Origin of the sequence: Pseudonocardia xinjiangensis (assembly GCF_050948425.1) — a bacterium.
In the GTDB taxonomy this organism is placed as follows: domain Bacteria; phylum Actinomycetota; class Actinomycetes; order Mycobacteriales; family Pseudonocardiaceae; genus Pseudonocardia; species Pseudonocardia xinjiangensis.
Window position 1 is genome coordinate 5765987 of record NZ_CP192009.1, and the last position, 18671, is coordinate 5784657.

The 18671-nt window shown below is 69.0% G+C and carries 13 protein-coding genes; 6 read left to right on the plus strand and 7 right to left on the minus strand.

Features of this window, described 5'->3' with window-relative positions; translation table 11 throughout:
- The first annotated feature begins 378 nt into the window (after positions 1-378).
- A complete protein-coding gene (locus ACQPZA_RS27100) occupies positions 379-1782 on the plus strand; it encodes an FAD-binding oxidoreductase (protein WP_433275007.1) in 1404 nt (467 codons plus the stop codon).
- Positions 1783-1892: 110 nt separating this feature from the next.
- Here ACQPZA_RS27100 and ACQPZA_RS27105 read toward each other — a convergent pair whose 3' ends face one another.
- Positions 1893-4760 (minus strand): helix-turn-helix transcriptional regulator, encoded by a 2868-nt coding sequence (locus ACQPZA_RS27105; protein ID WP_433275009.1) that lies wholly within the window; start codon positions 4758-4760, stop codon positions 1893-1895.
- An 842-nt stretch (positions 4761-5602) separates the two neighbouring features.
- Here ACQPZA_RS27105 and ACQPZA_RS27110 point away from each other — a divergent pair.
- The 4 genes from ACQPZA_RS27110 (at position 5603) to ACQPZA_RS27125 (ending at position 10555) form a co-directional block, all read left to right on the plus strand.
- The gene (locus ACQPZA_RS27110) at positions 5603-6910 is read left to right on the plus strand and encodes a nucleotide disphospho-sugar-binding domain-containing protein (RefSeq protein ID WP_433275011.1); all 1308 of its coding nucleotides are present in this window, start codon (positions 5603-5605) and stop codon (positions 6908-6910) included.
- A 65-nt stretch (positions 6911-6975) separates the two neighbouring features.
- Positions 6976-8307, plus strand: a complete 1332-nt coding sequence (locus ACQPZA_RS27115) for an MFS transporter (RefSeq protein WP_433275012.1) — start codon at positions 6976-6978, stop codon at positions 8305-8307.
- A 162-nt stretch (positions 8308-8469) separates the two neighbouring features.
- A complete protein-coding gene (locus ACQPZA_RS27120) occupies positions 8470-9600 on the plus strand; it encodes an acyl-CoA dehydrogenase family protein (protein ID WP_433275013.1) in 1131 nt (376 codons plus the stop codon).
- 595 nt (positions 9601-10195) lie between these two features.
- Entirely contained in the window at positions 10196-10555 is a 360-nt protein-coding gene (locus tag ACQPZA_RS27125; protein WP_433275014.1) for a cupin domain-containing protein, read from the plus strand.
- Positions 10556-10588: 33 nt separating this feature from the next.
- Here ACQPZA_RS27125 and ACQPZA_RS27130 read toward each other — a convergent pair whose 3' ends face one another.
- Positions 10589-11089 (minus strand): hypothetical protein, encoded by a 501-nt coding sequence (locus ACQPZA_RS27130; protein ID WP_169395510.1) that lies wholly within the window; start codon positions 11087-11089, stop codon positions 10589-10591.
- Positions 11090-11326: 237 nt separating this feature from the next.
- Positions 11327-12022, minus strand: a complete 696-nt coding sequence (locus ACQPZA_RS27135) for a response regulator transcription factor (protein ID WP_433275015.1) — start codon at positions 12020-12022, stop codon at positions 11327-11329.
- Between the two features lie 964 nt (positions 12023-12986).
- Between ACQPZA_RS27135 and ACQPZA_RS27140 the strand changes: the two genes are divergently transcribed.
- Positions 12987-13862 (plus strand): class I SAM-dependent methyltransferase, encoded by an 876-nt coding sequence (locus ACQPZA_RS27140; RefSeq protein WP_433275016.1) that lies wholly within the window; start codon positions 12987-12989, stop codon positions 13860-13862.
- A gap of 69 nt (positions 13863-13931) precedes the next feature.
- Here the strand turns inward: ACQPZA_RS27140 and ACQPZA_RS27145 are convergent, their stop codons facing one another.
- The 4 genes from ACQPZA_RS27145 to ACQPZA_RS27160 form a co-directional block, all read right to left on the minus strand.
- Positions 13932-14402 carry a hypothetical protein gene (locus ACQPZA_RS27145; protein ID WP_433275017.1) on the minus strand — a complete coding sequence of 157 codons (471 nt, stop codon included), beginning with the start codon at positions 14400-14402 and terminating at the stop codon, positions 13932-13934.
- On the minus strand, positions 14399-15010 hold the full coding sequence (locus tag ACQPZA_RS27150) for a TetR/AcrR family transcriptional regulator (protein ID WP_433275018.1): 612 nt from the start codon (positions 15008-15010) through the stop codon (positions 14399-14401). Before ACQPZA_RS27150 ends, ACQPZA_RS27145 begins: the two co-directional genes overlap by 4 nt.
- Before the next feature lie 53 nt (positions 15011-15063).
- A complete protein-coding gene (locus tag ACQPZA_RS27155; RefSeq protein WP_433275019.1) occupies positions 15064-16179 on the minus strand; it encodes an NAD(P)-dependent alcohol dehydrogenase in 1116 nt (371 codons plus the stop codon).
- A gap of 115 nt (positions 16180-16294) precedes the next feature.
- A complete protein-coding gene (locus tag ACQPZA_RS27160) occupies positions 16295-18634 on the minus strand; it encodes an ATP-binding protein (RefSeq protein WP_433275020.1) in 2340 nt (779 codons plus the stop codon).
- Between the last annotated feature and the right edge of the window lie 37 nt (positions 18635-18671).

The following is an 18671-nucleotide window of genomic DNA, read 5'->3' on the forward strand; positions in this document are numbered from 1 at the left end:
CTACCTGTTCCATCGAGGTCGAAGCTCGTCGCACAGGGCTACGCGGGCGACGGCTGTGAGGCCTTCCAGCCCGGCCCGCTCGACGTCTGCTCGCCGAGCAGCGTCAGGCGACCTCCGCCCGCGCCCACCAAACGTTACATTGCTTGAGTGTATCGTATCCTCGTGACGGCACCCCACGACACGAGAAGGGCTGGTCTCCCTGGGGAAGCATGATCGCGTTGCGGGCGGCGCACACCCGGGGTGCTCCCGAAGCGCTGCATCCGGCGGAAAGGGATGAAAGTCCCGCTGTTACCGCATGACCGCGAAAGAACTGCTGGACGTTGCGCCGCCGGTTGTCTCGGTTCCCGAATATCCGCACCAGTAAGAGGATGTATGTCGATGAGTTTCTATGATTCGTCCCTGCCTCCGGTCCTGAGGGAGGATGCCGCGGCTCTCGGGGCGGCGGTGGCGGGTTCGGTTCTGCTGCCGGGCGACCCGGGATATGACGACGAGCGTGCGGTGTTCAACCTCAATCACGAGTTGGCGCCCGCGGTGATCGTGGTGGCGCAGAGCGCGGCCGACGTCCAGGCCGCCGTCACTTTCGCAGCCCGGCAGCACCGGCCCCTCCTGGTGAAGACCACCGGCCACCAGATGATCGGCACCGCGCACGGCGCCGTCGTGATCGCAACCCGTCGGATGAACGAGGTGGACATCGACCCGGTCAGCCGCACGGCCCGGGTCGGCGCCGGAGTGCTGTGGTCCGATGTCATCCCGGAGGCGGCCAAGGCCGGACTGGCCCCGCTGAACGGGTCGAACCCCACGGTGGGAGTCGCCGGCTACGTCCTGGGCGGCGGTCTGAGCCCGACGCTGGGCCGTTCCCAGGGCTACGCCGCCGACCATGTGCGATCGCTGGAGGTGGTGACCGCCGACGGCGAACTACGGCACACCGACGCTCAGTCCGAACCCGAACTGTTCTGGGCGCTGCGCGGGGGCAAGGGCAACTTCGGTGTGGTCACCGCGCTGGAACTGGACTTGTTCCCGGTGCCCTACCTCTACGGCGGCGGCATCTACTTCCCCGGCGAGCGGATGGCCGACGTGCTGCGGGCCTGGACCGCGTGGCACCCCGACACCCCGGAGACCATGGTCTCCTCGTTCGCCGTGCTGCGGCTGCCACCGGTGCCCGACGTGCCCGAACCACTGCGCGGGACGTTCGTCGTGTCGTTGCGGTTCGCCTACAACGGCACGGCCGAGGACGGCGAGCGGCTGATCGCGCCGCTGCGCACGGCGGCGCCGGCAGTCCTGGACACCGTGCGGGACATGCCCTACACCGAGGTCGCGTCCATCCACAACGAGCCGACCCAACCGGTGCCCTACTACGAACGGGGCATCATGCTGCGGGAGTTCCCCACCCAAGCGCAGGACAAGCTCGTCGAGCTCGTCGGCCCGGACTCCGACACCACCTTGTGGATCGCCGAACTGCGGGCCCTGGGCGGGGCATGGGACCGGGAACCGACAGTGCCCAACGCCGTGGCGACCAGAGGCCTGCCCTACAGCCTGCTGGGCGTCGCGGTCGGTCCACTGCCGGAGGAACCGCAGCTCAAAGCATCGGTCGCCGCACTGCTCGACGGCATGCAGCCCTGGCAGGGCGAGCGGCGGCTGGTCAACAACCTCGCACCGGACGAGGCACCCGACGCCGCCGCGATCTACGGCGCGCAGCGCTACGAACGCCTGGCGACCATCAAGAAGACCTACGACCCCGCCAACATGTTCCGGCTCAACCACAACGTGGCGCCGGCCACCTGATCAGGCGCTGGCCGACCGGGCGACGCCGGACGTGATCAACTCGTCGATCATGTCCGGCACCGCCGACGGTGGTCCGGGTGAACACACAGCTGCATTCGGCAGGACAGCTGCTACTCCGGCGACTGGAACGGGGCGCCGTAGTCCCCGGGGACCGAGCGCGCTGAGCGTCGCGGTCGCGGAGGTTCGCCCAGGTGGAGCTGTCTGCGTGAGGTGATGTCGAGCTTGGCGAAGATCCGCCCCATGTGCCACTCGACGGTGCGCGGGCTGATGAACAGGCGGGCGCCGATCTCTGCGTTCGAGAGGCCTTCGCGGACCAGGCTGACGACCTGGGCCTCCTGGGGGGTGAGATCGATGGTGGTATCAATGCTGCGTTTGCGTGCGGACTCGCCGGTGGCCCGTAGTTCAGCGGCGGCGCGGCGGGCGAAGGCCTTGGCGTCGATCGTGGCGAAGTTGTCGTGGGCGGCGCGTAGGTGCTCGCGCGCGTCCACTCGCCGGCCCTCCCGGCGCAACCATTCGCCGTAGAGGAGATGGGCGCGGGCGTGCTCGCCGCGGACGCGGGTGCGGCCGAGCCGGTCGATCGCCTCGCAGTAGGCGCTCTCGGCGTTCTCGCCGCAGCTCAGCAGGGCACGGGAGCGGGCCTGGATGCCCAGCGCCCAGTCGGTGCCGCTGGCGCGGGTGATCTCGGTGAGCCGCTGGAAGGCGTCGGCAGCGCGTTCGGGTGTGCCGCAGCGGGTGGCCGCTTCAACGAGTTCGGCCAACGCCGCCCACGGTGCCACGCCCAACACCGGCGGCTGATCGGCGGCCTCCTCGGCCGCGGCGAGTGCGTCCTCGTAGCGGCAGCGGCTGTTGTCGAGAATTGCTGCTGCCCACTGGGCTTTGACCAGCCCGTCCCCCTCGCCGCGACGCAGCACCTCCGCGGTGGTGCCCTTGATCAGTTCGCGTGCTTCGGCTTCGCGGCCCTGCCATGCGGCGAGCAGCAGGACGGCGATGGGCGGTGGGGGGTCTCCGGTCACGTCCGTGACCGAGTTCAGCTCCTCACGCAACGAGATGGCTTCGGTCAGCTGGCCGAGGAAGACGTGCACGCCGATCCGTTGGCTGAGGGCGAGGGGGAGCATGGTCAGCGCGCCCGTCTCCCGTGCGGCGCGGACGAAGCGGGTGGCGAGCAGTTCCCAGGTGTCGTAGTCCCAGAGGTGTGCTGCGGTGATGCACGCGTGCCAGAGCCAGCGCAGCCCTTCGTGTGGGGAGAGGTGGTGGTCGCGGAACGCGCGCACTGCCCGCTTGAGTACCGGCGCCCCAGCGACGTAACCGTCGTTGAACCGCACGGCCAGGGCATTGAGGAGCAGGTCGGGAGCGCGTTGGTGACAGGACGGCGGGGAGGCGGCACGGGCGGCCTGGGCGGCCTGGGCGACCTCCCACACGCTGTCGCCGTCGGCGAGGGCGCCGGCGAACATGGCCGCCAACAACGCTTCCAGGTAGGTCTGGCCGGCCAACTCCATGTCGAGCTGCTCGAGCTGCTTGGCGGCTTGCAGCAGCAGTGGGGGAGCCTCCCTGCCGCGGTTGAGGCTGAAGGCGATCCTGGCGCGTTGCAGGTTCAGCTTGGCTCGTTGGAGCTCGGTGAGCGGGCACGCTTCTGCCAGGCACAGCAGTTGGAGTGCGGCGTCGTGGGCACCGGCGAGGTGCGTGGCCTGTGCCGCGGCCAGCGCGCGCTGCGCCCGGCGGTGGGGGTCGACGGTCAGCTCGGCGGCGCGTCCCAGGAAGGCCGCGCCCGCGGCCAGGTCCCCGCACGCTTGGGCGCGGCCGGCCGCGTGTTCGAGGTCTGCGGGGATGTTCTCGTCCTGCCGGGCTGTTGCGTGTGCCGCGTGCCAGGCGCGGCGACCGAAGTCGGCTTCGGGGTCGGTGGCGTCTGCCAGTGCCCGGTGCGCGCTGCGCCGTTCCTGTCGCGACGCCGCTCGGTAGACCGCTGAGCGCACCAACGGATGCCGGAACCAGACTTGCGCGCCGATCTTCAGCAGCCCGGCCTCGGCCGCCGGGCCAGCGGCATCGGCACTGATTCCGAGTTGCGCAGCGGCCCGGAACATGAGCGCTCCATCACCAAGCGGCTCCGCCGCCGCAACCAACAGAAGCCGCCGGGTTTCCGAAGGCAGCCGAGCCATCTGCCGTTGGAAGCCCGACTCGATCTGCTGCGGCAGCGCGTGGGGGCCCGGCACGCCGCCGCTCAGCTCCGCGGGGGTGAGGCCCCGTGGCAACTCCAACAACGCCAGCGGGTTTCCCTTGGTCTCTGCGATGAGACGGTCACGCACGCGGTCGTCCAAGGGCCAATGCAATGTCGAGCAGAGCAGCTTGCGCGCATCCGCGTCGGGCAGACCTGTGATCATCAGTTGGGCCAGGTCCGTCAACTCCGTCGTTTCACCAGTGCGCGCCGCGAAGATCACACCCACGGATTCCGACATCAGCCGCCGGGCAACGAATGCCAGGGCCTGCACCGAGGCCCGATCGAGCCATTGAGCGTCATCCACCACGCAGATCAGTGGCCGTTCCTCGGCGACCCCGGCCAGCAGCTCCAGTACGGCCAAACTGACCAGGAAACGATCCGGCGGGTCCCCGGCACTGATCCCGAACGCCGTGGACAACGCATCACGCCGCGGCTGAGGAAGATGTTCGAGCCGGTCGAGCATCGGCATGCACAGCTGATGAAGCCCGGCGAAGGCCAACTCCATCTCCGACTCGGTCCCGGTGGCATAGGCCATTCGACACCCCGACGCCTGCCCAACCAGGTACTGCAGCAGCGCCGTTTTGCCTACCCCCGGCTCGCCGCGCACAACCAGTGCCCGGCTCTCGCCTGCCCGCACTGCCTCCAGCAGCCGGTCGAGCACCTCGCACTCGCGCTGCCGACCCAGTAACACCAGAAACACCGTCCGCCAGTAGTAGCACGTTGTCGATGTGGGTCTCCGAGCACGCTCCACCCGGTCCAGATCCATCCACACCTGCCTAATGACCGTACATTAGTTCGTAGCTCCGGAATGCCAACGAGACTGCGGTCACCAAGTTCGGTCAGCAGCAAAGGAATATCCCTTCGATATGTAGCCTGTTCGAGAAACCGCATAAATCACCCAATGGGGCTGTATGCACAAGGAACAGACATTCGCGTGCTCCACGCCGTGCTGGGGCCGGGCGCGGCGCAGACTCGGTAGGCCCGGGGTCCCGTTCCCGTGGTCGACCGCGTGAAGTCCCGCGTCGACCACGGGGGCGATGCGAACGACGCCGGCTCGAGACTGGTCTCCTCATAGCGATGCAAGCGCCGAGGCCTGCAGGGGCTCTCGCGGCGGAACGTTCGAGGCTGAACCCCGGCCATCGCGGACCTCGTCGTAGATCGCCTTCGACGTGGTTACGTTACGGCCCTGTGGCGTAAACTTCGTGGAGCAGCCACAGCGTTAAGGGGTTTCAGAGTGCGACATATCGAATCGATTCGATCGTCCGACGTCGGAATGGGAGGTTCCGCACCCCAGGATCTTGGCGTCTTGCGGGCGGGATATCCGACTTGTGCCGGTACCGGGACGCGACCCTGGACGCGCCGGCGACCAAAGCCGGCCGGACCGATGAGCGGTCGGCCCGGATCAGCTACGCGGAATACGCCCGTTACGGCGAGCGGGTGGCGGGCGCCGGGTCCGCGGTCGCGTCGCGCATGTCGCGCGCCGCGGCCGGCCCAGAGAATCGACTCGGAACTCAGCAGGATCGCGACCGAGATCACGTTATCCCAGATGTTGCACCCGGATAGGAAAGGCTAGTGGTGGCAAAGATACTTGCTTACCAGACACCCGCGATGGGTCACCTGTTTCCCACCAGCGTGCTGCTGACCGAACTGCGCCACCGGGGTCACGACATCGCGCTGCGCACCCTCGCCGCCGGCGTGGAGATCGGTCGCGACCTGGGTTTCGCGACCGAGGCCGTCGATCCCCGCATCGAGAACATGCCCCTCGACGACTGGAAGGCCACCAACCCCCAGGACGCCCTGCAGCGGGCGTTGGACGTGTTCGCCCGCCGCGCCGAGCACGAAGTCCACGACCTGCGCACCGCGATCGACCAGGTCCGCCCCGACGTGATGATCATCGACGCGAACTGCTGGGGCGCAGCCGCGGTGGCCGAAGCCAGCGGGCTGCCCTGGGCGTCGTTCTACGCCTTTCTCCCCTACCTGCGATCCCGAGGGGTACCACCGTGGGGACCCGGGCTACGCCCCTGGCCGGGCCTGCTCGGCCGCGCCCGCGACGCCCTGGTCCGACCCAGGGTCAGCGGCGTGTTCACCAAGGCGATGGTGCGTTCACTCAACCCCGTCCGCACACAGGTCGGCGTACCGCCCGTCGGCTCGGCGGACGAGTTCGTCCTCCGGCCACCGCTGAAGCTCGTCGCCACCGCACAGCCGTTCGACTACCCGCACCCGGACTGGGACGACTCGATCCAGCTCATCGGTGCCTGCGCCTTCGACCCCACGCCCAAGGCGGTGCCGGAATGGCTGACCGCGATCGACCGGCCCATCGTGCTGGTCTCGACCTCGTCGGAGTTCCAGGGCGACATCGACGTGGCACTCGCGGCCCTCACCGCCCTGGCCGACGAACCCGTCCACGTCGTGGCAACCTTCCCCGCCGGGGTGCCGGCCGGGATCACCGTGCCCGCGAACGCAACCGTCCGCGAGTTCGTCCCCCACAACATGGTGCTCGACCGCGCCGCGTGCGCCATCACCCACGGCGGAATGGGCACGACACAGAAGGCTCTGGTGCGCGGCGTCCCGGTATGCGTGGTGCCCCAGGGCCGCGACCAGTTCGAGGTCGCCCGCCGCGTCGAGGTCGCGGGATGCGGCACCCGGCTGCTGCCCAAGGCGCTCACCCCGGCCCGGCTGCGCAACAAGGTTCGGCAGGCGATGGCGATGACCGGCGGCGCCCGCCGCGTCGCCACCGGGTACGCCGCCACCGGCGGAGCGGCGCACGGGGCCGACATGATCGAACAGCGGCTGCTCGGTCAGCCTAGGCCGACGTCCTGGGCATGGAGTGGGCCGAGCAGTGACGGCGTTGGTGGCCCTGCCCAGGTGCCACCGACCGAGGCGACCAATCCTGCCGTCCACCGCAGACATCCCTGAGCCGTTTCCTGCGGCACGGAGAGACCGGTCCTTTCGTTTCGAAGAATTTTGAAGGGGGCACCGCCATGTCTGCTGTACCCGAGAGCGACCTCACGCGCGTGACCAACTCGTTTCGACGGGTGGGAAGTCGTGCCACCCGGAAGGCGACGATCATCGCGTTCTTCGCCTGGCTTTTCGCGGTGTTCGACTTCATCATGTTCGGCACGTTGCTGCCGCAGATCTCCGCCGGCTTCGGCTGGGACAACGCGATGGCGTCCCTGGTCTCCACGCTCGTCTCGGCCACCACCGCAGTCATCGCGCTGGCCGTCGGGCCGATCACCGACCGGATCGGGCGGCGCAAAGGGATGATCCTCACCGTCTCGGGCACCGCGGTGGCATCGGCCCTGTCGTCCGTGACGCCCAGTGCCGCCTACCTCATCGGTGTCCGGTCCCTCGGTGGTCTCGGCCTGTCCGAGCAGGCGGTCAACGCCACCTATCTCACCGAGATCTACGCGGTCACCAGCGACGAGAAGATCAAGCGGCGTCGTGGCCTGATCTACAGTCTCGTGCAGGGCGCCTTCCCCCTCGGCGTGCTCCTGGCCTCCGCCTGGGTCGCGATCTTCCTGCCGGTGATCGGCTGGCGAGGCTGCTTCCTGCTCGCGGTGTTCCCCGCCGTGCTCATCGCCCTGATGCGCCGGGGGCTGCGCGAGAGCCCGCAGTTCGAGCTGGAGCTGCAGCTGCGCCGGCTGCGCAAGCAGGGCCGGGCCGCCGAGGCCGCCGAGCTCGCGCGCTCCTACGGTGTCGACGAGCGGCCCGCGGCTCCGCTGGCGGCGATCTTCACGGGCCAGGCGCTGCGCAACACGTTGGTGCTCGGTGCCGCCTGGTTCATCAACGCGGCCGGCATGCAGCTGTTCGCCGTGCTGGGCACCACGGTGCTCACCGAGGGCAAGCACGTGAGCTTCACCAACTCGCTGGTGCTGCTCATCGTGGCCAACGCCGTGGGTTACCTCGGCTACGTGGCGCACGGCTTCCTCGGCGACCGGCTGGGTCGCCGGAACGTGATCGCTTTCGGATGGATCATCTCGGGGATCCTGTTCGCCCTGATGCTGACGGTGGCCAACGGCACCTTCGCCGTGGTGATCCTCTACTCGCTCGGCTTGTTCTTCCTGGTCGGCCCGTACGCGGCCATGTTGTTCTACATGGGCGAGTGCTATGACACGACGTGTCGCGCCACAGGCACCGGGTTCCTCAACGCCCTGTCCCAGCCCGGCGCGATCGTGGCCGGGTCGATCGTCACCGCGATGCTCGCGAGCGGCTCGAACTGGGCACACGCCACGCTCCTGGTCGGCGCGGTCGGGACCTTCGTCTCCGGGTTCGTCATGTTCGGTGCCCGCAAGGCAGCGGTGCTGCAGGGCTGATCGGAAGGCCGACGTCCAACGAGGCGCGAGTCGCGCCCTAGCGCCGAGGAAACGGTGTCCTAAATCGCTGACGAAACCGGCCCAAGTGGGGCCGAGCAAACCTGTTGAAAACGATCCACTGACGAGGAACGAATAGTCATGTTTGAGGACTCTGGTCCGGTCTTGTCCGATGATCTGCTCAAGACGTTGCACTCGCGTGCGGGTGACTACGACCGGGAGAACGCGTTTTTCGCCGAGGACTTGGCGGACCTGCGCGAGGCTGGATACCTGCGGGCTGCCATTCCCGCCGATCGCGGCGGGCTGGGGCTCGGTCTCGCGGAGCTCAGCCGGGAACAGCGGCGGCTGGGCTACTGGGCGCCGGCAACCGGGGTGGGCATCAACATGCATCTGTACTGGACCGGGGCGACTGCGGACCTCGCCCGGGCCGGGGACGCCGGGGTGGACTGGTTGGTTGAGGACATCGTGGCCGGCAAGGTGTTTGCCGCCGGCCACGGTGAACCCGGCAACGACGTGGGTCTGTTCGACTCGTTGACCGCGGCGGTCCCCGTGTCGGGCGGCTACCTGGTCAGCGGGCACAAGGTGTTCACGTCCCTCTCGCCGGCCTGGGACTGGCTGGGCATCCACGCCCGCGACGACAGCGACCCGAACCATCCCACGGTGGTCCACGGATTCGTCGCGCGCGACAGCGAGGGTGTGCGTACCGTGCCCACCTGGGACGCCCTCGGCTTGCGCGCCACGGCCAGCCACGACACGCACCTGGACAGCGTGTTCATTCCGCACGAGCGGGTCGTCGGGATCAGCGAGGTGGGCGCGGTGCCCGACGGGTTCGTCTCCGCCATCCTGCCGTGGGTGCTGCCCATGTTGGGCAACGTCTACCTGGGCCTGGGCCGCCGGGCGGTGGACCTGGCACTGGCCACCGCGCGGCGGCGCACGACCAGAAGCACCGGCGACGCTCCGGTGGCCAGCAAACCCTTCGTCCAGTACCTCGCGGCGGAGGCCGAGCTCGTCCTGGAGGGGGCGACGGCGCAGCTGGACGAGCTGACCGCCGGCCTGACCGCGGGGGTGGACTACGGCGAGCGGACCTTGCCCCGGCTGTTCGCGGCGAAGGAGAACGCCACCCGCGCCGCGCATCAGGCGACCGAACTGGCAATGGAGATCGTCGGCGCAAGCTCGCTGCACCGGCGCGGCGAGCTGGAGCGGCTCTACCGCGACGTCCGGGCCGGGGCGTTCCATCCGCCCAACAGCGAGGCGGTGCACAACTTCATCGGCCGCTCCGCGCTAGGGCTGCTGTAGCCGTGCCGTTGCAGCCGCCGCGGTAGCCCATGGCGCCTCGCCTGACGGTATCCGGATCCCGGTCGGCTGACCTGGATGATCACTGGTCATGGTCCGGCTGGAGGCGTCGTGCCGGACCCGCTCGTGAGCTTCCTGCCGCCCAATTCGGCCGGCTCGCCAGGGGCCTGTGGCCCAGTGCAGCGCTGGCCGTGGGCTGACTCAACAGAGGTGTGATCGCTCCGGAGCCGGAAAGTCGGAATATCAACCACGGTCCTTCTCCCCCGGATCTTCGGCCGTCATCCCGCTCAATGGCTGGTAGCCCGGGGCGAGTGTGTGGTCGACGTCTCGGCACCGCGACCGCCCGCGTGCGAGAGTTGTCTCGGGGCGGCCGGAGCATGACCAAATGCGCGGACCGGCTGAGCCGTTCCGCGCCTCAGAAGTCGCCCAGCACGTAGCCGACCCGGGTATCACCGGCGGCAGCAGATCGTCGGGCAACCGCGGACGACGCGACAACCCAGGACTTCAAAGGTAGATCAACACTGGAGGCAACTCAGCGATGCCGATCAACGAGCCGAGGTCCACCGCCTGGCAGACGGCGCTCACCACCCTTCAAGAGGTGGAACCACCCTTCATCCCCGACGGCGCGGGGGTGATGACTGCGGTCATCGAGTTTCCGCCCGGCGACCCGGGCACCCCGCCGCACCGCCACTTCGGACCGGTCTTCGGCTACGTACTGGAGGGCGAGATGTTGTTCGAGCTGGAAGGTGAGCCGGAACGCGTCATCCGAGCCGGGGAAACATTCTGGGAGCCGGGAGGCGACGTGATCCACTACCAGGACGGCAACAACCGAACAGACATCCCGAGCCGATTCCTCGTCACGATGATGTGCACGCCCGGCAAGCCCATGCTCACCCTCGTCGACGATGAGGAGCTGGCCCAGCGCCAGGACCGGCGCGCACCACGCCCGTCGTCCTGAACACCGGTTCGCCCGCTGTCGTGCCAGTGGTGGTCAGTTCGGGGTCTGCGCAGCGCCGCTCCGCGCGCCGTACCGAGGTGCGTCGGAATCCGCACCTTCCCACGGTGCCAGGTTCAGCAGCGCCATCCCCGCGCGGCGGGGCTGCTGGGGGGTGACCTCGAACTTGTTGTGCTTGGAGATCGTCTCGACGCTACTTGCCACGACGCCGCGTGACGTCCCCCGGTACATGCTGATGATCGAGCCATCCGCTGCGCCTGCCAGCAGGACCTCCCGCACCCGTTGCAACAGGAAGTCGAGGAACAGGTGTTCGCTCGAGCGTTGCCGGGGCAAGTTGGCCCACACCGTCAACAGGTGCGAGCCGGCGGGAGCGCCACTTTGATCATTCACCGACCATTCCATCACGATGGAGCAGGCTCCGAACCGGCTCGTCGTCGAGGCGAGGTCGATCCCTCCACGGTCTGTGTGGGTTACGCGGACTGCGTCCAGCACAACGTCTCGGGCGATGAGATCGCCTACACCAGAACGAACGTCCACGGTGATCCTCCTGTGGGCCGATGCCGTGCCGCGGGAGTCGTCAACCGGTCGCGGCTGGGCTGGTCGCTGCCGCGTGGTTGCCGTGCCCTCGGTGGCGAGCCTGCTGACGTGCGTGAGGGTTGTTGTGAAGGCTAAGCACCCGACCGCAAGTGGAGGCACAGCAGAGGGCCAGAGGAGGGTAAAAACCTCGCCCGGCGGTGGGCTCGCGGGCGCCAGAGGCCCCGAGTCGGCCCACGCTCATGTGGATGGCGTCTCCAGCCGGTAGCCGAAACCCCGCAAGGTGATGATCCGTGGGACGGAGTCGGCGGTGGAGTGCTCCGCGAGGCGGCGGCGCAGCGCGGCGACGTGGACGTCAAGCGTCTTGGTTGAGCCGACCCAGTTCGTGTCCCACACGTCGGCCATCAGCGCCTCCCTGCTGACGGCCGAGTTCGGCTCGGCGGCCAGGCGAGCCAGCAGATCGAACTCCTTGGTTCGCAGTGTCACTTCGCGTCCGCCTACTGTCACCATCCGGCTGACGGAATCAACGGTGAGATCGCCGATCGAGGCCTGCAAGGGCGTCCTCGCCGCTGGTCCTCCGCGCCGCAGGTGCGCCCGGATCCGGGCGTGCAGCTCCGTCAACCGCATCGGCTTGGTGAGGTAGTCGTCCGCGCCGGCTTCCAGCGCCACGACGACATCCATCTCGCTGTCGCGGGCAGTGAGGACGACCACGACCGCTCTCGGCTGGGCACTCCGCATCTGCCGGCAGACCTCCAACCCGTCGAGGTCAGGAAGTCCCAGGTCGAGCAGGACGAAATCAACGTCGGAGAGTGTCGACGCGCGGAGAGCCGCTCGCCCCGTGCGGTGCCATAGGACGTGGTATCCGTGGGCTCGCAGGCTGGACTCGAGCACGGTGCCGATCGTCTCGTCGTCCTCCACCAGCAGGAGAAGTCCCATGCGCATCAGGATAGGGAAACTGCGCGCCGCTTGACTGACAAATGATCTACAAAGGTCTGGACAACGTTTGGCAAAAAGCATTTAACCTTCGATATTGCCCTTGCCGCGCGGCAGCGCACGTGCCTAACCCGACATGTCGGCCCATGATCCATACTTTGTGGACCGCGCGCGTTGTGCTCCCTGTAGCGCCAGCGCGGATCCAGTTACAGCTCCGAGCCACAGGTTTCCCCACAACGCATTGATGCAGGGAAGGCTCACATTGTGGGAAAACCCGTGGTGTGTGCATTCTTCCGGTCCTGTTGAAGGGGATGCTCGTCGGCCGGTGGAAGCGTCAGCAGATCCGTGTCTGGAGCTTGACGTACGTCCGCTTCTGGCTGGCCAAGACCTTGGTTCGGTCGAACCCACTGCTGCTGATGATCGGTGGCCGGTCGCGCACCAGCGCAAGCTCACCGCTCTACACGCTCTACCGCGCGTCTTCGACGACGGCTGCAGCATCATCGAGAAGACGATGGTGACCCTCGGAGACCACCGCATACTGAACGCGGGGAGCCGGATCCAGTGCCACTCGCAGGAGGACGGAGCCTTCAAGTCCGACCGCATCACGATCGGCGCCGGCTGCACCCTCGGCACCAGCTCCTTGGTCCACTACGGCGTGACGATGGGCGACGGTTCAGAGCTCGCTCCCGACGCCTTCCTCATGAAGGGCGAGGAGATTCCTCAGCGCGCCCGCTGGGCGGGGAACCCCGCCAGGGAGATGCGAGAGATCACTACTCGCGTTCGATGCCTCTGCCGGTTGAGGCGGTGGTGTTGCTCACGCTGCGCGCTGTGACGCGCCGACATCTCACGTCCATACCGGACGGCCCGGCGTAGTTCAGCGCAATTCCGACATTTGCACTCAATCGTTCTTCGATCAAGTACGCGTAGGCTGACCTCCAGCACTTACTCAGTGAGAGGTCGGTTGTCGATGACTGGCGAACAGCAGGACTGGGACATCGTTTCGGGCGTCGGAATTACTGCACTGTCGGTGGCGGCCGCGCGCGCCGTGGACACCAGCCGGGCAGACGGTCTCATTCGGGATCCGTTCGCGGCCGCCTTTGTCGAAGCCGCGAGCCCGCCGCTCCCGATTCCTACGCGTGCCGACGAAATTCCCGCGGATGACCACACCTGGGAGCCGTTGTCCCGCCTCCTGGCCTTGCGGTCGAAGTTCTTCGACGACTATTTCTTCGCCGCCACGGCCTCCGGGTTGCGCCAGGTGGTGATCCTGGCCGCCGGCCTGGACTGCCGGGCCTTCCGCCTGGATTGGCCGTCCGGGACCACGGTCTACGAGATCGACCAGCCACGCGTACTGGAGTTCAAGGACCAGGTACTCGCCGGCCTTGGTGCGCGACCGGCCGGTGCGCGCCGCCTGGTCCCGGTCGATCTGCGCGACGACTGGGTCACCGCCCTGCGGGAGGCGGGGTTCGACTCGGCGCGACCGACGGCATGGCTGGCGGAGGGCTTGTTGCCGTATCTCCCGGACGAGGCGATCATGCGGCTGATCGACGCCATCCATGAGCTTTCCGGGCCCGGCAGCACCGTCGGCATCGAGCACTTCGACAATGCACAGGCCGTTTTCGATGATCCCAAAGTCGCCAAAGGGGCGGACGGCCTCGGAATCGACACGGGATCGCTGTTCGCGGGCGGATCGAGGAAGAGCCCGGACGAGTACTTGTCCAGCCTGGGCTGGCAGACGACCACCGAGTCGATTTTCGAGCTTTCCGACCGGTACGCGCGCCCGCTCGGCGGGGTCGAGTCTCAGCTGTTCGGTGGCAGGTACATCACCGGCACCTTGGGGAGATGAGCTCGCCGCCCGGGCAGGCCGGATTTGTGGTCGGACCGGCACATGCCGGTCGCGCTGCTCGCTATCGGCTCACGCGACGCTCGCCGTGGTCGGGGACACCGCCGGTCGCGCTTCGACGGGCTCGGTGAACCAGCCGGCGTAGGTCAGCAGGAGACCGACGACGGCCAGGGCACCGAAGAACACGCGGGCCAGGGTCGTCGCGGTCGGCGAGAGCGCGGTGGCCTCGACGCCTGAGCGGATCACCGTGGGGGCGGCGAGGAGGAGCAGCCCCCGCAGGGCGACGAACCAGCCGAACAGCGACACCGTCAGTGCGAGGGGGCCGCGCCAGCTGCGGTGTCCGCCGATGATGACCAGTCCTCCGCCCAGCATCAGGGCCCCGAGCATCCAGGCCAGTACGGGTTCTGCGAACAAGCTGGTGGCCAGCCCGATCGTCTCGGGCAGGCGGATCGCGAGAACAGCGGTGACGGTTGCGATGTAGGGCCCGAGGACGCGGGCGAACGCCCGGGTGCGCATCTGCGCCTCGAAGCTGGCTGGCTTCATGGTCGGTTCCTTTGTCGTGTGTTCGCGTCGGGCCGGTACCCGGCCTGGCGTAGTACGGCGCGCAGGAAGTGTTCGACGTCGGCCGGGCCGGTGGTGTCCGGGCGGGTCGCCAGGTGTTGCCAGACCGCGCCGGTGAGCATGTCCAGCAGTACGTCCGGGTCGGTGTCGGGGGGCAGCTGCCCGCGTTCCCGAGCCTGCTCGAGCACGTCTCGACGAGCTTGATCCCGATCTTTGCCGAACTGGTCGAAGTAGGTCCGGGCGAGCTCGGGGTGGTCCTCGATCGTGCCGTAGAGGCGCCGCAGCAGACGGCGCTGGTGCGGATCGGCGAGGACGTGCGCCCAGCCGGCCAGCAGATGTTCGACGTCGCGGATCTCGGGTCGGGGCGGGGGATCGCCGTAGGAGGCCTCGACCGTGGCGATGAGCAGCCTGGTCTTGTCCGGGAAGCGCCGGTACACGGTGGCCCGGGTGACTCCCGCACGCCGGGCGACCTGCTCGATGCTGGTCGCCTCCACGCCGCGCTCGATCAACAGCTCCAGCGCGGCGGTCAGGATGGCGGCGTCGGCCTCCCTGCTCCGCGGGCGGCCAGGAGCCGGCTCAGGACTGCTCACGCGACATACAATACGGAGCTGCTCCGTATTCAATCAAGCCGCGGCGGGCCCGATCACAGCGACCTCCGGGGGAAGAGCAGGACGGGCTTGATCGTCGTCCCGGCCTCGGAGTCGGCGAACGCCTCGTTGATCTGCTCGAACGGATAGGACCTGACCAGCTTCTCGAACGGGAAGCGGCCCTGGCGCCACAGCTGCACCAGACGCGGGACGAAGTCCTGCGGCACCGAGTCGCCTTCGATGATCATCTTGAGCGACCACCCGCGCGTGATGGACAGACCGGTCTCGAAGCTCACCTCGGTGCCGGGGGCGGCCGCACCGACGAGACCGACCGTGCCCCGGATCGCCAGTGAGTCCGCGGCCTGGCGCAGCACGGACGGCACGCCCGTCGCGTCCAGCGCCACGTCCACCCCGCGCCCGCCGGTGATCTCCATGACGGCGTCCACCGGCGAGCCCTTGCTGCTGTGGACAACGTGCGTCGCGCCGAGTTCCGTGGCCATCTCCAGCCGGGACTCGTGGATGTCCACCGCGACGACGGTGGTGCAGCCGGCGACGAGGGCCGCCAGGATCGCGGCGGACCCGACCGCTCCGGCGCCGAAGATCGCGATCGACGAGCCGGCGCGGGGACGCAGCGAGTTCAGCACTGCTCCCGCGCCCGTCATGAGCCCGCAACCGAGAGGCCCGGCGAGCTCGAGCGGGATGTCGTTGTCGACCTTGACGACGGCGCGTTCGGCGACGTTGGCGTGCGTCGCGAACGACGACTGCCCGAAGAACGGCGAGGAGATCTCCTTCCCGCCGTCCGTCAGCGTGGTGCTGCCGTCCGGCCTCCTGCCGCCGAAGTTCAGGGTGTAGCAGTTGACGCAGTACATGGGGGAACCCGTCAGGCACTGCGTGCACCGGCCGCAGCTGTTGACTGTCAGGATCACATGGTCGCCGGGCCGGACCGACGTCACCGCAGATCCCACCGCCTCGACGACACCGGCACCTTCGTGGCCCAGCACGGCGGGCAGCGGGGTGGGATAGACCTGGTCCCGGACGACGGCGTCGGTGTGGCACACGCCGGTGGCGACCAGCGCCACCCTGACCTCGGTGGGCGCGAGATCGTCGAGCTCGAGGTCTCGGAGCTCGAACGGTTGGCCCGGCCCGACCGCGACGGCAGCGGTTGTCTTCATCGGCAGGTGCTCCCCTTGGTGCTCGTCGATGCAAGGGAGTCTGGGGGGCCGGGGTGGGACGCGGGTAGGGGAAGAACACCTCACCGCTACCCGATTCCGCCTCGCCGCCGCGGCCTCACGCGCCGCCGGTGACCTCGGGCCGCCCGTGGGCGTTCTGGGTGACCCAGGTCGCCACCTGCGCCCGGTTGGAGACGTTGATCTTGGCGAAGAGCCTCGCCACGTGTCCCTCCACCGTGCGGCGGGACAGCAGCAGCTTCGCGGCGATCGCCTTGTTCGTCAGGCCCCTCGCGATCAGTCCCGCGACCTCGCCCTCCCGTCGGGTCAGGACCGGTCCGTCGGGCAGGACGGGCTTCCCTGCATCGGCCGGACCGGTCTCCCCACTCGTAAGGAGGTCCTGCCAGTGCACCCGGCCGTCGACGAACAGCGTGTCGAACAGCGGGCCGCCGAGGTGCGTGATCACTGTCTCCCGGCACGCGGCGGAGTGCTCGGCGAAGTCCGGGCCGAAGGCGGCGATGTCGGCGCCGAAGGACTCCCACATCGCGGCGCTCGCGCCCAGCAGGGCGGCGGCCTCCTCGTGACGCTGCCGGGACGCGGCGATCCAGGCGAGCAGTTCCACGGTCAACACGGTGCTGACGAGGTTGGCGTCGGGCGTCATCGCGAGTGCCCGGCGCGCCTGGGCCTCCGCGCTCCCGTCGAGGTCGCCGCCGACGTCACCGCTGCGCCAGCGGTCGAACGCCTGCGCCCACATCGCCGCTCCTTGCGCCCACTCCTCACCGTGGCGCCGGGCGAGCCGGATGGATTCCTCGCACCGCTCCTGCGCGGCGGCGTGGTCCCCGGTGTGGGAGAGGACCAGGCTGTACTGGAACGACCCCCACAGCACAGCCGCCGTGTCCCCGCACCGGCGCATGAGCGAGATGCCCCTGTCGAACTGCTCGCCCGCCGAGGTGAGGTCGCCGCTGAACAGGCCGATGGTTCCGCGCAGAAGGTGGCCGTACGCCTGCAGGTGCTCGTCGTCGAGGTCCCGCGCGAGCTGTTCGCACTCCTCGACCCGGGCTGCTGCGGCGTCGCGCTGCCCGACCAGGAGCGCGACCCAGGCCGCCACCCAGAGCGCGTCCCCCCGAGCCCGAGTCGGGTGATGCGCGGCGCGCAGGACCTGCTCCAGGCGCCTGTGGCCGGCGGCGAGGAAGCCGCCGAGGGTCCAGTGGTACCGCAAGGCGGAGACCAGCTCCAGCGCCACCTCCTCCTCACCCGGCTCGGCGAGCGAGAAGTCCATCGCGGCCTCGAAGTTGATGTTCTCCAGCCGCAGCCTCGTCAGGATGTCGGACTGGTCCGGGCCGCACCAGCGCTCGCACAGCTCGGCGGCGGTGCGGACGTAGTGGTCGCGGTGCCGGCGACGCACCTCGCACTCCTGCCCGGAGGCCGCCAGGATCTCGCCGCCGTACTGGCGAATGGTCTCGAGCATCCGGTACCGGACGCCCCGCGAGGTGAGGCTTGCGACGACGACGGACCTCGCGACCAGGTCGTCGACCAGGTCGACCACCGCTGCCGGGACGACGCCGGGGCCGCCGCAGACGTTCTCCACAGCATCGAGGTCGAACTCACCCGGAAACACGGACAGGCGCGCCCACAGCAGCCGCTGCTCCTCGGTGCACAGGGCGTAGCTCCAGTCGATGAGCGCGCGCAGGGTCTGCTGCCTGGACAGCGCGAGCGGGTTGCCCCTCGTGAGGAGGGCGAAGCGATCGTCCAACCTCGCGACCACCTGCTCGACCGACAACGACCTCAACCTGCTCGCCGCCAGCTCGATCGCGAGCGGCAGCCCGTCCAGCCGGGCGCACAGCGACGCCACCGCGTCACGGTTGCCGGAGTGCAGGGCGAACGACGGCTGGACCGCCGTCGCCCGGTCGATCAGCAGGGCGACCGCGTCGCATCTGGACATGGCGTCCAGCGCCACGGCGCCGTCCACGTCGGGGAACGCCAGCGGCTCGACCGTCAGCACGTGCTCGCCCGCGATCTCGAGCGGCTGCCGGCTGGTCGCCACCACCCGCAGGCGCGGCGCGCTGCGCAGCATGTGGTCGACGAGCTCGGCGCACCCGTCTCGCAGGTGCTCGCAGTTGTCGAGAATCACCAGTGCCAGCCGGTCGGCCAGGAAGTCGCGCACCTGCTCCTTCGCCCCCCGCGCCGAGAGCTCCTCGACGCCGAGCCCCGCCGCGACGGCGTCCGCGAGGCGGGTCGCGTCGTCGACCGCGGCCAGGTCGACCAGCCACGTCCCGTCCGGGAACGCGCGCCGCATCCGGAGCCCGGCCTCGACGGCCAGCCGGGTCTTCCCCACGCCGCCCGGGCCGGTCAGGGTGAGCAGCCGTGAGGAGCCCAGCAGCCGGCGGACCTCGGCCAGCTCCGGCTTCCGCCCGATGAAGCTGCTGTTCAGGGTCGGCAGGTTGCCTGTGGGCCGCGACACCCTGTCCTCCGCCATGACGTCCGTCAAAGTGGCGTCC